The sequence below is a fragment of the Paraburkholderia sp. J76 genome (assembly GCF_905220295.1).
In the GTDB taxonomy this organism is placed as follows: domain Bacteria; phylum Pseudomonadota; class Gammaproteobacteria; order Burkholderiales; family Burkholderiaceae; genus Paraburkholderia.
The window spans coordinates 73780-89962 of record NZ_CAJMZJ010000014.1; the positions used below are offsets into that span (position 1 = coordinate 73780).

Here is a 16183-nt window from a genome sequence, read left to right on the forward strand (position 1 = left end):
GCATCGGCCTCAATGTGCCGCCGAAGCCGCCGCGCCCGCATCCGCTCCACCGGCGCGCTCGGGCCGCGTGATCCAGATGAGCGCGATCAGCACGATGAAGATCACCGAGGAAATCCAGAACAGGTCGTTTACGCCGAGTTGCGCGGCCTGCTGCGAAAGCATCCGGTCGAAGAGTCCATGCGCCTGCGAAGGATCGAGACCCGCGCCCTGGAATTGCTGCATCGACTGATTGAAGACCGGGTTGGTCGGTGTCGCCACTTCGGTCAGGCGTGCGTGGTGAAACGTCGTGCGGTGATCCCACGCCGTCTCGAAGATCGAGGTGCCGATGCCGCCGCACATGATCCGCACGAAGTTTGACAGGCCCGAGGCCGCCGGAATGCGATGGCCGGGCAGCCCCGAAAGCGTGATCGAGACGAGCGGAATGAAGAGGCCCGCCATGCCGATGCCCTGAATGAGCGTGGGCAGCGTGAGCGCCCAGGTATCCACGCCCGTGGTGTAGCGCGAACGCATCCAGAAACACAGCGCGAACACGACGAACGCGCCCGTCGCGATATAGCGCGGGTCGGTGCGCGGCAGAATCTTGCCCGTGATCGGCGAAAGCAGGATCGCGAAGAAGCCCACGGGCGCCATCACGAGCCCCGCGTCGGTGGCGGTGTAGCCGATATCGGTCTGCAGCCACAGCGGCAGCAGCACGAGATTGCCGAAGTACAGGCCGTAGCCCACCGAAAGCGCGATCGTACCGCCCGTGAAATTGCGCCGCGCGAAGAGCGAGAGGTCGACCACGGGGTGATCGGCGGTCAGCTCCCACACTACGAAAAACGCGAAAGCGATGATGGCGGTGAGCGCGAGCACGACGACCGTGGTGGACGAGAACCAGTCGAGGTCCTTGCCCTTGTCGAGCATCACCTGCAGCGAGCCCACCCAGATGATGAGGAGTGCCAGGCCCACGCCGTCGATCGGCGCCTTCTTCACCACCGAATCGCGGTTGCGGAAGATCGCCCACGTGGCGAACGCAGCGACGATGCCCACGGGGATGTTCACGTAGAAGATCCACGGCCACGAGATGTTGTCGGAGATCCAGCCGCCGAGGATCGGGCCGGCCACGGGCGCGATCAGCGTGGTCATCGACCACATCGAGAGCGCCATGGGCGCCTTCGCGCGCGGATAACTCGCGAGCAGCAGCGTTTGCGAAAGCGGGATCATCGGGCCGGCCACGGCGCCTTGCAGCACGCGCGAGGCGAGCAGGAAGGGCAGCGTGGGCGCGAGGCCGCACATCCACGACGAGATCACGAACAGGATGATCGACGCCATGAAGAGGCGCACCTGGCCGATGCGGTCGGTGAGCCAGCCCGTGAGCGGCACCGAGATCGCATTGGCCACCGCGAACGAGGTGATGACCCACGTGCCCTGGTCCGACGACACGCCGAGGTCGCCCGAGATCGACGGGATCGACACGTTCGCGATCGAGGTGTCGAGCACGTTCATGAACACCGCGAGCGACACCGCGATGGTGCCGATCACGAGTTGCGCGCCTTGTAGCGGCGGATGCGCGACCGGTTGTTGTGCTGCTGCCATTGGGTCCTTTCCTGTTGACCTGGAGGCCACCCGAAACAAAGCGGCGCGGGCTGAGGATCAGCCCGCGCCGGCGTTTGCGAGTGCTTTTATCAGGGCTTCAAACTGCCTTACGCGCCCGGCTTCGCCACGTGTGCGGACGACATCTGGGCTCTCGGGCCCGCGTTGTTGCCCGCGTTATTGCTGGCCGCCTTGTGCGCGTTCGGACCGGCGTTTTCGGCGATGATGCGCGCGATTTCCGCATCGGCTTCAGCGCCGTACTTCGCGAACACATCGGTTTCCCAGACGGTGTTCTGCGCGTTGCCGAGCTGCGTGCCCGAATCGTTGCGGATGTTCACGTCCACCTGCATCGAGAGACCGATGCGCAGCGGATGCTTCTGCAGGTCTTCCGGATCGAGCGAGATGCGCACCGGCAGGCGCTGCACGACCTTGATCCAGTTACCCGTGGCGTTCTGCGCGGGCAGCAGCGAGAAGGCCGAACCCGTACCCGCCGAGAAGCCCACCACCTTGCCGTGATAGACCACCGACGAGCCGTAGACGTCGGCCGTCATTTCGACCGGCTGGCCGATGCGCATGTGCTTCAGTTGCACTTCCTTGAAGTTGGCGTCGACCCACAGCGAATTCAGCGGCACCACCGACATCAGCGGATTGCCCGGCGAAACGCGCTGGCCCACCTGCACCGAGCGCTTGGCCACGTAGCCCGTGACCGGCGCGGGCAGCGTGTTGCGCGCATTCGCCAGGTAGGCGTCGCGCACCTTCGCGGCGGCGGCCTCGACGTTCGGGTGATTGGCGATGGTCGTGTTCGCGGTCAGCGCGCGATTCGCGGCGAGTTGCTGCTGCGCGGCTTCGAGCGCGGCTTGGGCGCTGCGCACGGCGTCGCGGGCGTGCGAGATCTCTTCCTGCGAGACCGCGCCCGTCTGCGCCACCTCCATGCGGCGGCGCAGGTCGTCCTGCGCACGCGAGAGGTCGGCCTGGCGAACCGCGACTTGCGCTTCGTACTGGCTGTCGTCGGCGAAGAGGCCGCGCACCTGGCGCACCGTTTGCGCGAGTTGCGCCTCGGTTTGCTCGAGCGTGACGCGCGCGTCGGCCGGGTCGAGCAGCACGAGCGGGTCGCCGACGTTCACGGTTTGCGTGTCGTCCGCTTTGAGCGCGATCACGGTGCCCGTGACCTGCGGCGTGATCTGCACGACGTTGCCGTTCACGTAGGCGTCATCGGTGCTTTCGGTAAAGCGCGCGACGAGGAAGTAGTAGAGGCCGTAGGCAACGGCTGCAATCACGATCACGAGGACAAGCAGCGTCATCATGCGCTTGCGCTTGCCGCTGTTCGCGTTCGGCTGCGGATTGGCCGCCGGCTGCTGGGGGGTGCTCATGGAAGGATCTCCGGATGCTTGCGTGCTGTTCGTTCGGTTTTTGATGTTTGCGTGCGGCTCGGCGCTCAGTTCGTCGCCGGCGCCGCGTTTGCCGCGTTCGTCGACGCCGCGGCGTTCTGCGGCGAGCGCGTACCGCGCCACGGTGCGCCGTTCACGTCGCTCTGGCCGCGTGCCTCGCTTCCGACGTCGGCCGGCGGCGCGAGCCCCGCGCCTTGCGCTTCGAAGCCGCCGCCGAGCGACTTGATCAGCGCCAGTTGCTGGTCGCGCCGCTGCGCTTTCAGGTTCGACACCGTCTGCTCCGCGGCGAGGCGGTTCTGGTCGGCGGTGAGCACCTGAAGCTGCGGCGAGAGGCCCGCCTTGTAGCGGATCACGGCGAGCTGCCAGGCCTTGGTCGAGGCGTCTAGCGCGCGATCGGCGTCCACGAGCTGCTTGTCGGCCGAGCGGATCGTCGAGACGTCGGTCGCCACGTCCTGGAACGCGCCGATGAGCGTCTGGTTGTAGTTCGCCACGTCGAGTTCGAAGTCGGCGTAGCGGCCCTTCAGTTGCGCGCGCAACGCGCCCGCGTCGAAGAGCGGCAAATGCACGGCCGGGCCGATGTTCGCCTGACGGCTCGTGAAGTTCAGGAATCTGCCCCAGCCGAACGCATCGAAGCCGAAGCCGGCCGCGAGGTTCACGTCGGGATAGAACTCGGCCTTCGCTTCCTTCACGTCGTGCATCGCGGCTTCCACTTGCCAGCGCGCGGCGACGATGTCGGGGCGGCGCGCGAGCAGGTCGGCGGGCAGATTGTCGGGCAGCGCCACGTTGGCGACCGGATTGAGCACCGGCTGCGCGATTTGCAGGCCGCGGTCGGGGCCCTTGCCGAGCAGCGCGCCCAACTGGTAGCGCGTGGTTTCGATCTGGCCGTCGATCTGCGAGAGGTTCGCCTGGCTCGTGGCGATGTTGCCGTTCGCGGTCTGTTTCTCGACGTTGGTGTCGAGGCCCGCCACCACGCGGCCGTTCGTGATCGTGCCGATGGTCCTGCGGTTCTCGATCTCGTGCAACGCGATGTCGCGCAGTTCGTAGAGCTGGGCGAGCTGGTTGTACGTGCGCGCGACCGACGAGGCGAGCGTGATGCGCGCCTGCTGCATGTCCGCCTGGGCGGCGCGCTGCGCGGACACGGCCTGCGCGAGGCGCTGGCGGTTCTTGCCCCAGAGGTCCAGATCCCACGAGGCGCTGGCGAGCACGTTGTTCTCGCTATACCAGGTGCCGCCGTACGGGGGCGGGAAGAGGGAGTTGGCCGAGTACAGCTCGCGGGTCCACGAATAGCTCAGGTTGGCCTTCGGGAAGAGCCCCGAGCGCGAGGTTTCGATATAGGACGAAGCCTTCGCGATGCGCGCCTGCGCCTGCGCGATGGTCGGGCTGCCTTCGAGCGCTTCGTCGATCAGCGTGGGCAACTGCGGGTCGCCGAACTGGCTGGCCCAGTCGAGCGTGGGCCACTGGCCGCCTTGCGCGGGAATGCTTTGCGAGCTTTCGAACTGCTGCGGCTGATCGATGGTCTTGTCGCTCTTGATGCCGATGTAGTTCGCGCAACCCGAAAGGGCGAGCGCCGCGACCGCGGCGGCGACCGCCGCCCGGCAGGACAGCGCCCGCACGGCCGGAACTGGCGCAAACTCGGTTTGGGATTTCATTGCTCGTCTCGATGCGTGAGAGTGTGTTGTGATACTGGACGATGCAGCTATTTTCTTGTTCGGCGATTTCAAATTTGCTTGCCCCGTCATCGATTTTCAGGGGGATTCGGGTTCGAACTCTGGCTAGCTTCGCAGCTATTCGAAAGAATCCGCCGCAACATGCTCTTCAGAAAGCCGACTTCCTCCGGCGTGAAACCGGCGGAAAGATGCTCCGTGACGCTGCGGAAAATCGCCGGCATGCGCGCGGCGATGGCAAGGCCTTCGGGCGTGAGCGCGAGATGAACCGCGCGGCGGTCTTCGGAGCTGCGCACGCGCTGCAGGAGCCCGCGTTTCTCCAGCCGGTCGACGAGACGTGTGACGGCGCTCGCGTCGATGCCGTACTCGCGGGCGAGTTCGGCCGCGAGCAGGCATTTGCCGCTCGCCACCATGAAGAGGATGCTGGCCTGCTGGCTCGTGACGCCGAGTTCCGCAACGGCGCGCTGGCTGACCATGTTCGACATGGTCGATTTCACCCGCGTGATCAGGTAGCCGACGCTCTCGCCGAGATCGTAGTCGCGGACTTCGGGCGGGGGCGTGGGAGTCGGATCCGTCATGATTCTGCTGCGGCTGCAATGGTTGACCAGGCAGGGATTATAGGGGCGGTTAGTTGACGCGGCAAGGTTTATTCTGCCTTTGCCGAGAAACCTTTGCAGAGTAGGGGCTTAATCCGGCCCCGTCTCCGGCTGCGCCCGTGCCCGCCAGTTGCGGCGCCCTTTACCGTGCCCGCGTTGCGCGGTTGCGACGTCGACGCCCTCATCCAGGGTGCTCCCTGATATGCGCGAGATCAATTCATCTGCGCGTGCTATACTTTCAGGTTCCCAAAGTGCGTCATTGCAGCGATGCTGAATTGACCGCCCGCGACGGCCCCAGGCCAATCGTCCGGGGCGGATCGAAGCGGCGGCCGCGCGCCCTTGCCGGGCCTGCCAGCAGGGCATGCGCGGCGCACTCAAACTGTACCCAGGTTCCTATGTCCCGCGCTCTTCGCAACATCGCCATCATTGCCCACGTCGACCACGGCAAGACCACGCTCGTCGACCAACTGCTGCGTCAGTCCGGCACCTTCCGCGACAACCAGCAGGTCGCCGAACGCGTCATGGACTCGAACGACATCGAAAAAGAGCGCGGGATCACGATTCTCGCGAAGAATTGCGCGGTCGAGTACGAAGGCACCCACATCAACATCGTCGATACCCCGGGTCACGCCGACTTCGGCGGTGAAGTGGAGCGCGTGCTCTCGATGGTCGACTCGGTGCTGCTGCTCGTCGACGCCGTGGAAGGCCCGATGCCGCAAACGCGCTTCGTCACGAAGAAGGCGCTCGCGCTCGGCCTGAAGCCGATCGTCGTCGTCAACAAGATCGACCGCCCCGGCGCCCGTATCGACTGGGTGATCAACCAGACGTTCGACCTGTTCGACAAGCTCGGCGCGACCGAAGAGCAACTCGACTTCCCGGTGGTGTACGCCTCGGGCCTGAATGGCTACGCGTCGCTCTCCGCCGACGCGCGCGAAGGCGACATGCGTCCCCTGTTCGAGGCGATTCTCGAACACGTGCCGGTGCGCGACGCCGATCCGGAAGGTCCGCTCCAGCTCCAGATCACGTCGCTCGACTACTCGACCTACGTTGGCCGTATCGGCGTGGGCCGCATCAAGCGCGGCCGCATCAAGCCGGGTCAGCCGGTGGCGCTGCGCTTCGGCCCGGAAGGCGAGGTGATGAACCGCAAGATCAATCAGGTGCTGTCGTTCAGCGGCCTGGAGCGCGTGCAGGTCGAATCGGCCGAAGCCGGCGACATCGTGCTGATCAACGGTATTGAAGACATCGGCATCGGCGCGACGATCTGCGCGGTCGACAACCCCGAAGCGCTGCCGATGATCACGGTGGACGAGCCCACGCTCACGATGAACTTCCTCGTGAACTCGTCGCCGCTCGCCGGCCGTGAAGGCAAGTTCGTGACGAGCCGCCAGATTCGCGACCGTCTCACGAAGGAACTGAACCACAACGTCGCGCTGCGCGTGAAGGACACGGGCGACGAAACCACGTTCGAAGTGTCGGGCCGTGGCGAGTTGCACCTCACGATCCTGATCGAAAACATGCGTCGCGAAGGCTACGAGCTGGCCGTGTCGCGTCCGCGCGTGGTGCTGCACGAAGTCGACGGCGTGAAGCAGGAGCCGTACGAAATGCTGACGGTGGACGTCGAAGACGGCCACCAGGGCGGCGTGATGGAAGAACTGGGCCGCCGCAAGGGCGAAATGCTCGACATGGCCTCGGACGGCCGCGGCCGCACGCGTCTGGAATACCGCATTCCGGCGCGCGGCCTGATCGGCTTCCAGGGCGAGTTCATGACGCTCACGCGCGGCACGGGCCTCATGAGCCACGTGTTCGACGCGTACGGTCCGGTCAAGGAAGGCACGCTCGGCGAGCGCCGCAACGGCGTGCTGATCTCGCAGGACGACGGCGCCGCTGTCGCCTACGCACTGTGGAAGCTGCAGGACCGCGGCCGCATGTTCGTGAAGCCGGGCGACGCGCTGTACGAAGGCATGATCATCGGCATTCACAGCCGCGACAACGACCTCGTCGTGAACCCGATCAAGGGCAAGCAGCTCACCAACGTGCGCGCCTCGGGCACCGACGAAGCCGTGCGCCTCGTGCCGCCGATCCAGATGTCGCTCGAATACGCAGTGGAATTCATCGACGACGACGAACTCGTGGAAGTCACGCCGCAATCGATCCGTCTGCGCAAGCGTCACCTGAAAGAGCACGAGCGTCGCCGCGCGAGCCGCGAAGGCGCTGCTGAGTAATCCGCAGTTCTAGCGCTTTTTTCCGCACTGCAATGCAAACAGACTTACAGAAAAGCCGCCGCTTTATGGGCGGCTTTTTTGCGTTCTGGCGGGGATTGCATTGCGGTGCAGGAAGAGAGCGTTGCGAACGCTGCAAAAGCCTGTTTAAAAGGCTTTTCACGCGGTGTTCGGTCGCATTGCATCCTGTGGGGAGATGCGCATATGCGCTATACTCCGCGGATGCATGATTTAGGTCCTTCCAAGCAGACTTGATTCGCAATCCGCTAAACGGTCAGGCCGTGGCGCGGAAGGTTGAGTAACCCGCTATTTCTCGCGAAACGCGAAGAAAGGTGAGCGTAAATGTCGGAAACGATGAAGCAATTCCAGCTGAACTCCTATTTGTTCGGCGGCAATGCTCCGTATGTCGAAGAGCTATACGAAGCATATCTTGACAACCCTGCGTCCGTTCCGGACACCTGGCGTGAATACTTCGACGCACTGCAAAACGTGCCGTCGTCGAGTGGCACGGCCGACAACGACATCGCCCACGGGCCGATCGTCGAATCCTTCGCTCAACGCGCGAAGGCCAACGCATTCGTTCCCAAGGGCGGCGGCGAAGATCTCGCCACGGCGCGCAAGCAGGTGTACGTTCAGTCCCTGATTGGCGCCTATCGATTCCTCGGCTCGCAATGGGCCAATCTCGATCCGCTCAAGCGCCGCGAGCGTCCTCCCATTCCCGAACTCGAGCCTGCGTTCTACGACTTCACCGAAGCCGACATGGACCAGACGTTCAGCGCCACGAACCTGTACTTCGGGTTCGAGCGCGCGACGCTGCGCGAGATCGTCAAGGCGCTGCGCGACACGTACTGCGGCACGATTGGCGTCGAGTACATGTACATCAGCGATCCTGAACAAAAGCGCTGGTGGAAGGAACGCCTCGAGTCGATCCGCTCGACGCCGAACTTCTCGAACGACAAGAAGAAGCACATCCTTCAGCGCCTGACGGCAGCAGAAGGCCTCGAGCGCTTCCTGCACACGAAGTACGTCGGCCAGAAGCGCTTCTCGCTCGAAGGCGGCGAGTCCTTCATCGCCGCGATGGACGAAGTGGTCCGTCACGCAGGCGCGAAGGGCGTGCAGGAAATCGTCATCGGCATGGCCCACCGTGGCCGTCTGAACGTGCTGGTCAATACGCTCGGCAAGATGCCGGCCGACCTCTTCGCCGAATTCGAAGGCAAGCACGTCGACGACCTGCCGGCTGGCGACGTGAAGTACCACAAGGGCTTCTCGTCGGACGTCGCAACCGAAGGCGGCCCGGTCCACCTGTCGCTCGCGTTCAACCCGTCGCACCTCGAAATCGTCAACCCGGTGGTCGAGGGTTCGGCCAAGGCCCGTATGGATCGCCGCGGCGACGCGGACGGCCTCCAGGTGCTGCCGGTGCAGATTCACGGCGACGCGGCCTTCGCAGGCCAGGGCGTCGTGATGGAAACGCTGAACCTCGCGCAAACGCGCGGTTACGGCACGCACGGCACGCTGCACATCGTCATCAACAACCAGATCGGCTTCACGACGTCGGACCCGCGCGATGCGCGCTCGACGCTGTATTGCACGGACGTGGTCAAGATGATCGAAGCGCCGGTGCTGCACGTGAACGGCGACGATCCGGAAGCGGTCGTGCTGGCTATCCAGCTCGCGGTCGAATTCCGCATGCAGTACCACAAGGATGTCGTGGTCGACATCATCTGCTTCCGCAAGCTCGGTCACAACGAGCAGGACACGCCGGCGGTCACGCAGCCGCTGATGTACAAGACCATCGCGAAGCACCCGGGCACCCGCGCGCTGTACGCCGAGAAGCTCGTGCAGCAAGGCGTGATCACGGCGGAAGACGGCGACAACTACGTCAAGGCCTACCGCGCCGCGATGGACGAAGGCCACCACACGGTCGACCCCGTGCTCTCGAACTACAAGAGCAAGTACGCGGTGGACTGGGTGCCGTTCCTGAACCGCAAGTGGACCGACGCCGCCGACACGGCCGTGCCGCTCGCCGAACTCAAGCGTCTGGCCGAGCGCATCACCACGATCCCGGAGAACTTCAAGGTTCACCCGCTGGTCGAGCGCGTGATCAACGACCGCCGCGCGATGGGCAAGGGCGAAGCGAAGCTCGACTGGGGCATGGGCGAGCACCTCGCGTACGCGTCGCTGGTCGCTTCGGGCTACGCCGTTCGCCTGACGGGCCAGGACTCGGGCCGCGGCACGTTCACGCACCGCCACGCCGTTCTGCACGACCAGAACCGCGAGCGTTGGGACGACGGCACGTACGTGCCGCTGCAGAACATCGGCGAGAACCAGGCGCAGTTCACGGTGATCGACTCGGTGCTGTCGGAAGAGGCCGTGCTCGGCTTCGAATACGGCTACTCGACCGCTGAGCCGAACACGCTCGTCGCGTGGGAAGGCCAGTTCGGCGACTTCGTCAACGGTGCGCAGGTCGTGATCGACCAGTTCATCTCGTCGGGCGAAGTGAAGTGGGGCCGCGTGTCGGGCCTCACGATGCTGCTGCCGCACGGCTACGAAGGCCAGGGTCCGGAGCACTCGTCGGCGCGTATCGAGCGTTTCCTGCAACTGTGCGCCGAGCACAACATGCAGGTCGTTCAGCCGACCACGCCGGCCCAGATCTTCCACGTGCTGCGCCGCCAGATGATCCGCCTGTTCCGCAAGCCGCTCATCATCTTCACGCCGAAGTCGCTGCTGCGCCACAAGGAAGCCGTGTCGGATCTGTCCGAACTCGCGAAGGGCACGTTCCAGCCGGTCATCGGCGAAGTGGACGAAGCCATCGACGCGAAGAAGGTCAAGCGCGTGGTGGCCTGCTCGGGCCGCGTGTACTTCGACCTCGTCGCGCACCGCCGCGAAGCGAAGGCGAACGACGTCGCGATCATCCGTATCGAGCAGCTTTATCCGTTCGCGCACAAGCAGTTCGAAGCGGAGCTGAAGAAGTACGACAACGCGACCGAAGTGGTCTGGGTGCAGGACGAGCCGCAGAATCAGGGCCCGTGGTTCTACATCGAGCACCACCTGAAGGAAGGCATGAAGGAAGGCATGAAGCTCGCATACAGCGGCCGTCCTGCTTCCGCATCGCCGGCTGTTGGCTACTACGCGAAGCACTACGAACAGCAGAAGGCGCTGATCGAAGGTGCATTCGGCCGCCTGAAGGGCGCGCAGGTCGCGAAGTAAGCACTAGAGCAACCGAACCGGGAAAGCGCGCGAATGCAAAGCGCGCTTTCCCGCGCTCAAGTGCGCGACCCGGTTCGTCATACGGGGATGTCCCCGAGAAAGTATTCAGGAAAATCACATGGCTATCGTAGAAGTGAAGGTCCCGCAGTTTTCGGAGTCGGTGTCGGAAGGCACGATGCTGCAATGGAAGAAGAAGCCGGGCGAAGCGATCGCTCAGGATGAAGTCGTCATCGAGATCGAAACCGATAAGGTCGTTCTCGAAGTGCCCGCGCCGGCAGCCGGCGTCCTGGCCGAGATCCTGGTGGGCGACGGCGCAACCGTCGAGAGCGAACAGGTGATCGCGAAGATCGACACGGAAGCCAAGGCTGGCGCCGCCGCGGCTCCCGCAGCCGCCGCCGCGCCGGCTGCTGCTGCTGCGAGCGCTGCTGCTCCCGCAGCCGCTGCCGCATCGACGGCAAGCAGCAACGTGGCGTCGCCCGCCGCGACCAAGCTGATGGCGGAGAAGGGTCTGTCGGGCGGCGACGTCGCCGGCACGGGCCGCGACGGCCGCATCACGAAGCAGGACGTGCTCGGCGCTGGCGCACCGAAGGCCGCTCCGGCTGCCGCACCGGCATCGAAGCCGGCTGCTGCTGCGAAGCCGTCGCTGCCGCAAGTCAGCGCGCCGGCATCGGCTGCGAACTGGCTCAACGACCGTCCGGAACAGCGTGTGCCGATGTCGCGTCTGCGTGCGCGTATCGCCGAGCGTCTGCTCGAGTCGCAGCAAACCAACGCCATCCTCACGACGTTCAACGAAGTGAACATGGCGCCGGTCATGGACCTGCGCAACAAGTACAAGGACAAGTTCGAGAAGGAACACGGCGTGAAGCTCGGCTTCATGTCGTTCTTCGTGAAGGCGGCGGTCCATGCGCTGAAGAAGTTCCCGCTCGTGAACGCGTCGATCGACGGCAACGACATCGTCTATCACGGCTACTTCGACATCGGTATCGCGGTCGGTTCGCCGCGCGGTCTGGTGGTGCCCATCCTGCGTAACGCAGACCAGATGAGCCTTGCCGACATCGAGAAGAAGATCGCCGAATTCGGTCAGAAGGCCAAGGACGGCAAGCTCTCGATCGAGGAAATGACGGGCGGCACGTTCTCGATCTCGAACGGCGGCGTGTTCGGCTCGATGCTCTCGACCCCGATCATCAACCCGCCGCAGTCGGCGATCCTCGGCGTGCACGCCACGAAGGAACGCGCCGTGGTGGAAAACGGCCAGATCGTGATCCGCCCGATGAACTACCTCGCGATGTCGTACGACCACCGCATCATCGACGGCCGCGAAGCCGTGCTGTCGCTGGTCGCGATGAAGGATGCGCTAGAAGATCCGGCGCGCCTGCTGCTCGACCTGTAAGCATCGGATACGCGATGGCGCGCGTGGCTTGAAACCACGCGCGGCCGTCGCGATATACGCAGCAAGTCACTCGCATTTCCGCAGTACTGAAGCCACGCGCGCCGCGAAGCGCGGCCGCGTCGCTTAGCCATCAAAAGGATAGTCATGTCCAAAGAATTTGACGTCGTCGTGATCGGCGCCGGCCCCGGCGGCTATATCGCGGCGATCCGCGCCGCGCAGCTCGGCAAGTCGGTCGCGTGTATCGAAAAGTGGAAGAACCCGGCCGGCGCGCTGAAGCTGGGCGGCACGTGCCTGAACGTGGGCTGCATTCCGTCGAAGGCGCTGCTCGCCTCGTCGGAAGAATTCGAAAACGCCTCGCACCACCTGGCCGACCACGGCATCAACGTGAGCGACGTGAAGATCGACGTCGCGAAGATGCTCGCCCGCAAGGAAGGCATCGTCGAGAAGATGACGAAGGGTATCGAGTTCCTGTTCCGCAAGAACAAGATCACGTGGCTCAAGGGCCACGGCAAGTTCACCGGCAAGAACGAAGCCGGCGTGCAGATCGAAGTGAGCGGCGAAGGCGAAACTGAAGTCGTGACGGCAAAGAACGTCATCATCGCGACGGGTTCGAAGGCGCGCCATCTGCCGGGCATTCCGGTCGACAACAAGATCGTCGCCGACAACGAAGGCGCGCTCTCGTTCGACACCGTGCCGAAGAAGCTGGCCGTGATCGGCGCCGGCGTGATCGGTCTGGAACTGGGTTCGGTGTGGCGCCGCCTGGGCGCGGACGTGACCGTGCTCGAAGCGCTGCCGGAATTCCTCGGCGCGGCTGACCAGGCGCTCGCGAAGGAAGCCGCCAAGCTCTTCAAGAAGCAGGGGCTCGACATTCACGTTGGCGTGAAGGTCGGCGAAGTGAAGGCGACGGACAACAACGTCACGATCAACTACACGGACAAGGACGGCAACGCGCAAGCGCTCGAAGCCGACCGCCTGATCGTGTCGGTTGGCCGCGTGCCGAACACCGACAACCTCGGTCTCGAAGCGATCGGCCTGAAGGCCAATGAGCGCGGCTTCATCGACGTGGACGATCACTGCGCAACGTCGGTGCCGAACGTCTACGCGATCGGCGACGTGGTGCGCGGCCCGATGCTCGCGCATAAGGCCGAAGACGAAGGCGTGCTGGTCGCCGAAATCATCGACGGTCAGAAGCCGCACATCGACTACAACTGCATTCCGTGGGTGATCTACACCGAACCGGAAATCGCATGGGTCGGCAAGACGGAGCAGCAACTCAAGGCCGAAGGCCGCGAGATCAAGACGGGCCAGTTCCCGTTCATGGCGAACGGCCGCGCGCTTGGCATCAACAAGGCCGATGGCTTTGTGAAGATGATCGCCGACGCGAAGACCGACGAACTGCTCGGCGTGCACATCATCTCGGCCAATGCATCGGACCTGATCGCGGAAGCCGTGGTGGCGATGGAATTCAAGGCGGCCGCCGAAGACATCGGCCGTATCTGCCATCCGCACCCGTCGCTCTCCGAAGTCATGCGCGAAGCTGCACTCGCTACCGACAAGCGTGCGCTGAACATGTAAGCGCCAGGGGCAGGGCGGCCGGTTTTTTTGGCTAAGCTGCCTCGCAGTACCAGCATTACGTACGGAGGCGGGTGAGCTTTTGCTCTCCCGCCTTTCCTCATTTGCGGCCCGGAAAATGAACGTCACCGAATATTACGAAAACGAACTGCAGAAGCGGGGATACAAGCCCGATACGGCGCAACGCGCCGCGATCGACCGGCTGCAGCGGTGCTATGACGAGTGGGCCGCATACAAGTCGCGGCGCTCCAACGCGTTCAAGAAGTTTCTCATTCACCCGGACCTGCCGCGCGGCGTGTACATGTGGGGCGGAGTCGGGCGCGGTAAAAGCTTTCTGATGGACAGCTTCTATGCGGTCGTGCCGCTGCAGCGCAAGACACGTCTGCATTTTCACGAATTCATGCGCGAGGTGCACCGCGAACTCGAAGAACTCAAGGGCCAGGCCGATCCGCTCGACGAACTCGCACGCCGCATTGCGAAGCGTTATCGCCTGATCTGCTTCGACGAATTCCACGTCTCGGATATCGCCGACGCGATGATCCTCTATCGTCTGCTCGACCGTCTCTTCGAAAACGGCGTGCAGTTCGTGATGACGTCCAACTACGATCCCGATCTGCTCTATCCCGACGGACTGCATCGCGACCGCATGCTGCCCGCGATCGAGTTGATCAAGAGCAAGCTCGATGTGCTCAACGTCGATGCGGGCATTGACTACCGCCAGCGCACGCTGGCACAGGTCGAGGTCTATCACACGCCGCTCGGTGCGGCCGCCGACAAGGCGTTGCGCCACTCGTTCGCGGAGCTTGCCGCCGTGCCCGACGAAAGCCCGCTGCTGCGCATCGAGAAGCGCGAACTCAAGGCGTTGCGCAAAGCAGACGGCGTAGTGTGGTTCGATTTCGCGACGCTGTGCGGCGGTCCGCGCTCGCAGAACGACTATCTGGAACTGGCGAGCCGCTTTCACGCCGTGATTCTCTCCGACGTGCCGCAGATGACGCCGCGCATGCAGTCCGAAGCGCGCCGCTTCACCTGGCTCATCGACGTGTTCTACGACCACAAGGTGAAGCTGCTGATGTCGGCTGCGGTGCCGCCCGAGCAACTCTATGTGGAAGGCCCGATGGCCAACGAGTTCACGCGCACGGTGTCGCGCATCGTCGAAATGCAGTCGAAGGAATATCTCGAAACGCCGCGCCGCATTGTCGATACGGCCTTGACCTGATCGCACGGCGGGCGCGGCGCGCATGCGGGCGCGTGGGCGCGTGGGCTATTCGCGGCGACGATGAATATCAAGAAGCTAGTCTCAAAATAGCGCGGCGGTGCCTTTTTCAAGATTCGGACTCGTCTGATATGGACGACGGGGGCGAGTGGATATCGTTTGTCAGTACAGCTTTTGACAAAGGACCCTCCATGACCCCGCATCGCGATATAACCGACGAAGAATGGCAGCGCGTGATGCTGCTCCTGCCCGAACTGGGTCCGCGCACCGAGCTGCGCGGACGGCCGCTCGCGAATACGCGCTCAGTGCTCAACGGTGTGCTATGGGTCATGTATAGCGGCGCGACCTGGTCGGCCATGCCGCGCCGCTACCCTTCGTATCAAACCTGCCATCGCCGCTTCAAGACCTGGTACGACAACGGCGTGCTCAAGCGCGTGATGGGCGAGCTGTTTGGCGAAAAGGGCGTGACGTTGTGCGACTCCATCGAATCGCGCATGCGCAAGCACGCGAGCCGTGCGGAGAAAGCGGCGCGCAGGCAGGATGCGGCGCGCAACACGCCGCGCAACTCGCCGTTCGTACCGGTCGCGCCCGCGTCCGCGCCGTCGCAGCCGTTCAACTACCGCTCCGTGTACCGTCACACGGCGTAACATCAGCGCTTACGTAGTCCGGCCGAAGCGGCGCATGCGTGCGCTTCGGCCGGTTTCGTCTCTCAGGTTCTCTTGCCGGGTCGCGCGCCGGTTCTCAGTTCGATCCGCTCACTGCTGGCGCACCCACGTTTGCGAGCGGCCAAGCAGCGAAATCCCCATATAGCCGCGCACGACGAGTTTCTGGCCGCCGTCTTCCGTATGCATCTTGCAGCGGTAGATCTTGCCGTTCTCGGGGTCGAGAATGTGGCCGCCGTCATACTCCTCGCCGGTTTTCTTCATGCTGTCGATGATCGTCATGCCGAGGACCAGTTGATCCTTGCGCGCGTCGGTGCACGCCGTGCAGCGACGGTCGGGCTGGTCATTCGCGCCGAGTCCCTTGATGACTTTCCCGCTCAGATCGCCGTTGGCGTCGGCGCTGATCTGCACGAGCGCTTTGGGCTGGCCGGTGTGATCGTCGATGGTCTGCCACACGCCCACTGGCGTGTCGGTCTGCGCGTGCGCGGCCAGGGCGCCGCACAGCATGGCGCTCGCCAGTGCGACGTGGCGCGCCGCGCGTCCCATGAATCGGTTCATGTCTTCCTCCTCCACTGATGTTGTTTGTCATGTCGATGCTGCCCGTGCGGCCCGGGTGGCGCGCCGCAAAGGTCAGGGCAGGATACTGGAAAGCACTGCGCGCGTCGGAGAGTAGGAACTCTAGTTAGAGTCGGCCTACCGT

General features: G+C 64.2%; 11 protein-coding genes. 6 read left to right on the plus strand and 5 right to left on the minus strand.

The annotated features are described in order from the left end of the window. Window positions 1-9: 9 nt before the first annotated feature. The 4 genes from U5768_RS24390 to U5768_RS24405 form a co-directional block, all read right to left on the minus strand. On the minus strand, window positions 10-1575 hold the full coding sequence (locus U5768_RS24390) for a DHA2 family efflux MFS transporter permease subunit (RefSeq protein WP_322032957.1): 1566 nt from the start codon (window positions 1573-1575) through the stop codon (window positions 10-12). 107 nt (window positions 1576-1682) lie between these two features. Further along, window positions 1683-2942, minus strand: a complete 1260-nt coding sequence (locus U5768_RS24395; protein ID WP_322032958.1) for an EmrA/EmrK family multidrug efflux transporter periplasmic adaptor subunit — start codon at window positions 2940-2942, stop codon at window positions 1683-1685. A 65-nt stretch (window positions 2943-3007) separates the two neighbouring features. Further along, window positions 3008-4609, minus strand: coding sequence for an efflux transporter outer membrane subunit (locus U5768_RS24400; RefSeq protein WP_322032959.1), 1602 nt, complete (start codon window positions 4607-4609; stop codon window positions 3008-3010). Between the two features lie 86 nt (window positions 4610-4695). After that, complete coding sequence (locus U5768_RS24405; RefSeq protein WP_322032960.1) at window positions 4696-5202, minus strand: MarR family transcriptional regulator; 507 nt, start codon at window positions 5200-5202, stop codon at window positions 4696-4698. Window positions 5203-5615: 413 nt separating this feature from the next. On the opposite strand from U5768_RS24405, the gene typA reads away from it, so the two are divergent. The 6 genes from typA (at window position 5616) to U5768_RS24435 (ending at window position 15468) form a co-directional block, all read left to right on the plus strand. After that, on the plus strand, window positions 5616-7442 hold the full coding sequence (gene typA / locus U5768_RS24410) for a translational GTPase TypA (protein WP_322032961.1): 1827 nt from the start codon (window positions 5616-5618) through the stop codon (window positions 7440-7442). A 339-nt stretch (window positions 7443-7781) separates the two neighbouring features. Next, window positions 7782-10646 carry a 2-oxoglutarate dehydrogenase E1 component gene (locus U5768_RS24415; RefSeq protein WP_322032962.1) on the plus strand — a complete coding sequence of 955 codons (2865 nt, stop codon included), beginning with the start codon at window positions 7782-7784 and terminating at the stop codon, window positions 10644-10646. Between the two features lie 118 nt (window positions 10647-10764). Beyond that, window positions 10765-12036, plus strand: coding sequence for a 2-oxoglutarate dehydrogenase complex dihydrolipoyllysine-residue succinyltransferase (gene odhB / locus U5768_RS24420; protein WP_322032963.1), 1272 nt, complete (start codon window positions 10765-10767; stop codon window positions 12034-12036). Window positions 12037-12180: 144 nt separating this feature from the next. Next, window positions 12181-13611, plus strand: a complete 1431-nt coding sequence (gene lpdA, locus U5768_RS24425) for a dihydrolipoyl dehydrogenase (protein ID WP_322032964.1) — start codon at window positions 12181-12183, stop codon at window positions 13609-13611. A 115-nt stretch (window positions 13612-13726) separates the two neighbouring features. Further along, window positions 13727-14824: a cell division protein ZapE gene (gene zapE, locus U5768_RS24430; protein ID WP_322032965.1), complete on the plus strand. Its 1098-nt coding sequence runs from the start codon at window positions 13727-13729 to the stop codon at window positions 14822-14824. A gap of 188 nt (window positions 14825-15012) precedes the next feature. Further along, the gene (locus U5768_RS24435) at window positions 15013-15468 is read left to right on the plus strand and encodes a transposase (protein ID WP_322032966.1); all 456 of its coding nucleotides are present in this window, start codon (window positions 15013-15015) and stop codon (window positions 15466-15468) included. A gap of 108 nt (window positions 15469-15576) precedes the next feature. Here U5768_RS24435 and U5768_RS24440 read toward each other — a convergent pair whose 3' ends face one another. Beyond that, complete coding sequence (locus U5768_RS24440; RefSeq protein ID WP_415913970.1) at window positions 15577-16029, minus strand: DUF2147 domain-containing protein; 453 nt, start codon at window positions 16027-16029, stop codon at window positions 15577-15579. Window positions 16030-16183: the final 154 nt, after the last annotated feature.

Bases quoted from the DNA above. Each gene is read 5' to 3' on its own strand.
- U5768_RS24390 (WP_322032957.1), bottom strand. From the start codon at position 1,575: ATGGCAGCAGCACAACAACCGGTCGCGCATCCGCCGCTACAAGGCGCG.
- U5768_RS24395 (WP_322032958.1), bottom strand. From the start codon at position 2,942: ATGAGCACCCCCCAGCAGCCGGCGGCCAATCCGCAGCCGAACGCGAAC.
- U5768_RS24400 (WP_322032959.1), bottom strand. From the start codon at position 4,609: ATGAAATCCCAAACCGAGTTTGCGCCAGTTCCGGCCGTGCGGGCGCTG.
- U5768_RS24405 (WP_322032960.1), bottom strand. From the start codon at position 5,202: ATGACGGATCCGACTCCCACGCCCCCGCCCGAAGTCCGCGACTACGAT.
- typA (WP_322032961.1), top strand. From the start codon at position 5,616: ATGTCCCGCGCTCTTCGCAACATCGCCATCATTGCCCACGTCGACCAC.
- U5768_RS24415 (WP_322032962.1), top strand. From the start codon at position 7,782: ATGTCGGAAACGATGAAGCAATTCCAGCTGAACTCCTATTTGTTCGGC.
- odhB (WP_322032963.1), top strand. From the start codon at position 10,765: ATGGCTATCGTAGAAGTGAAGGTCCCGCAGTTTTCGGAGTCGGTGTCG.
- lpdA (WP_322032964.1), top strand. From the start codon at position 12,181: ATGTCCAAAGAATTTGACGTCGTCGTGATCGGCGCCGGCCCCGGCGGC.
- zapE (WP_322032965.1), top strand. From the start codon at position 13,727: ATGAACGTCACCGAATATTACGAAAACGAACTGCAGAAGCGGGGATAC.
- U5768_RS24435 (WP_322032966.1), top strand. From the start codon at position 15,013: ATGACCCCGCATCGCGATATAACCGACGAAGAATGGCAGCGCGTGATG.
- U5768_RS24440 (WP_415913970.1), bottom strand. From the start codon at position 16,029: ATGGGACGCGCGGCGCGCCACGTCGCACTGGCGAGCGCCATGCTGTGC.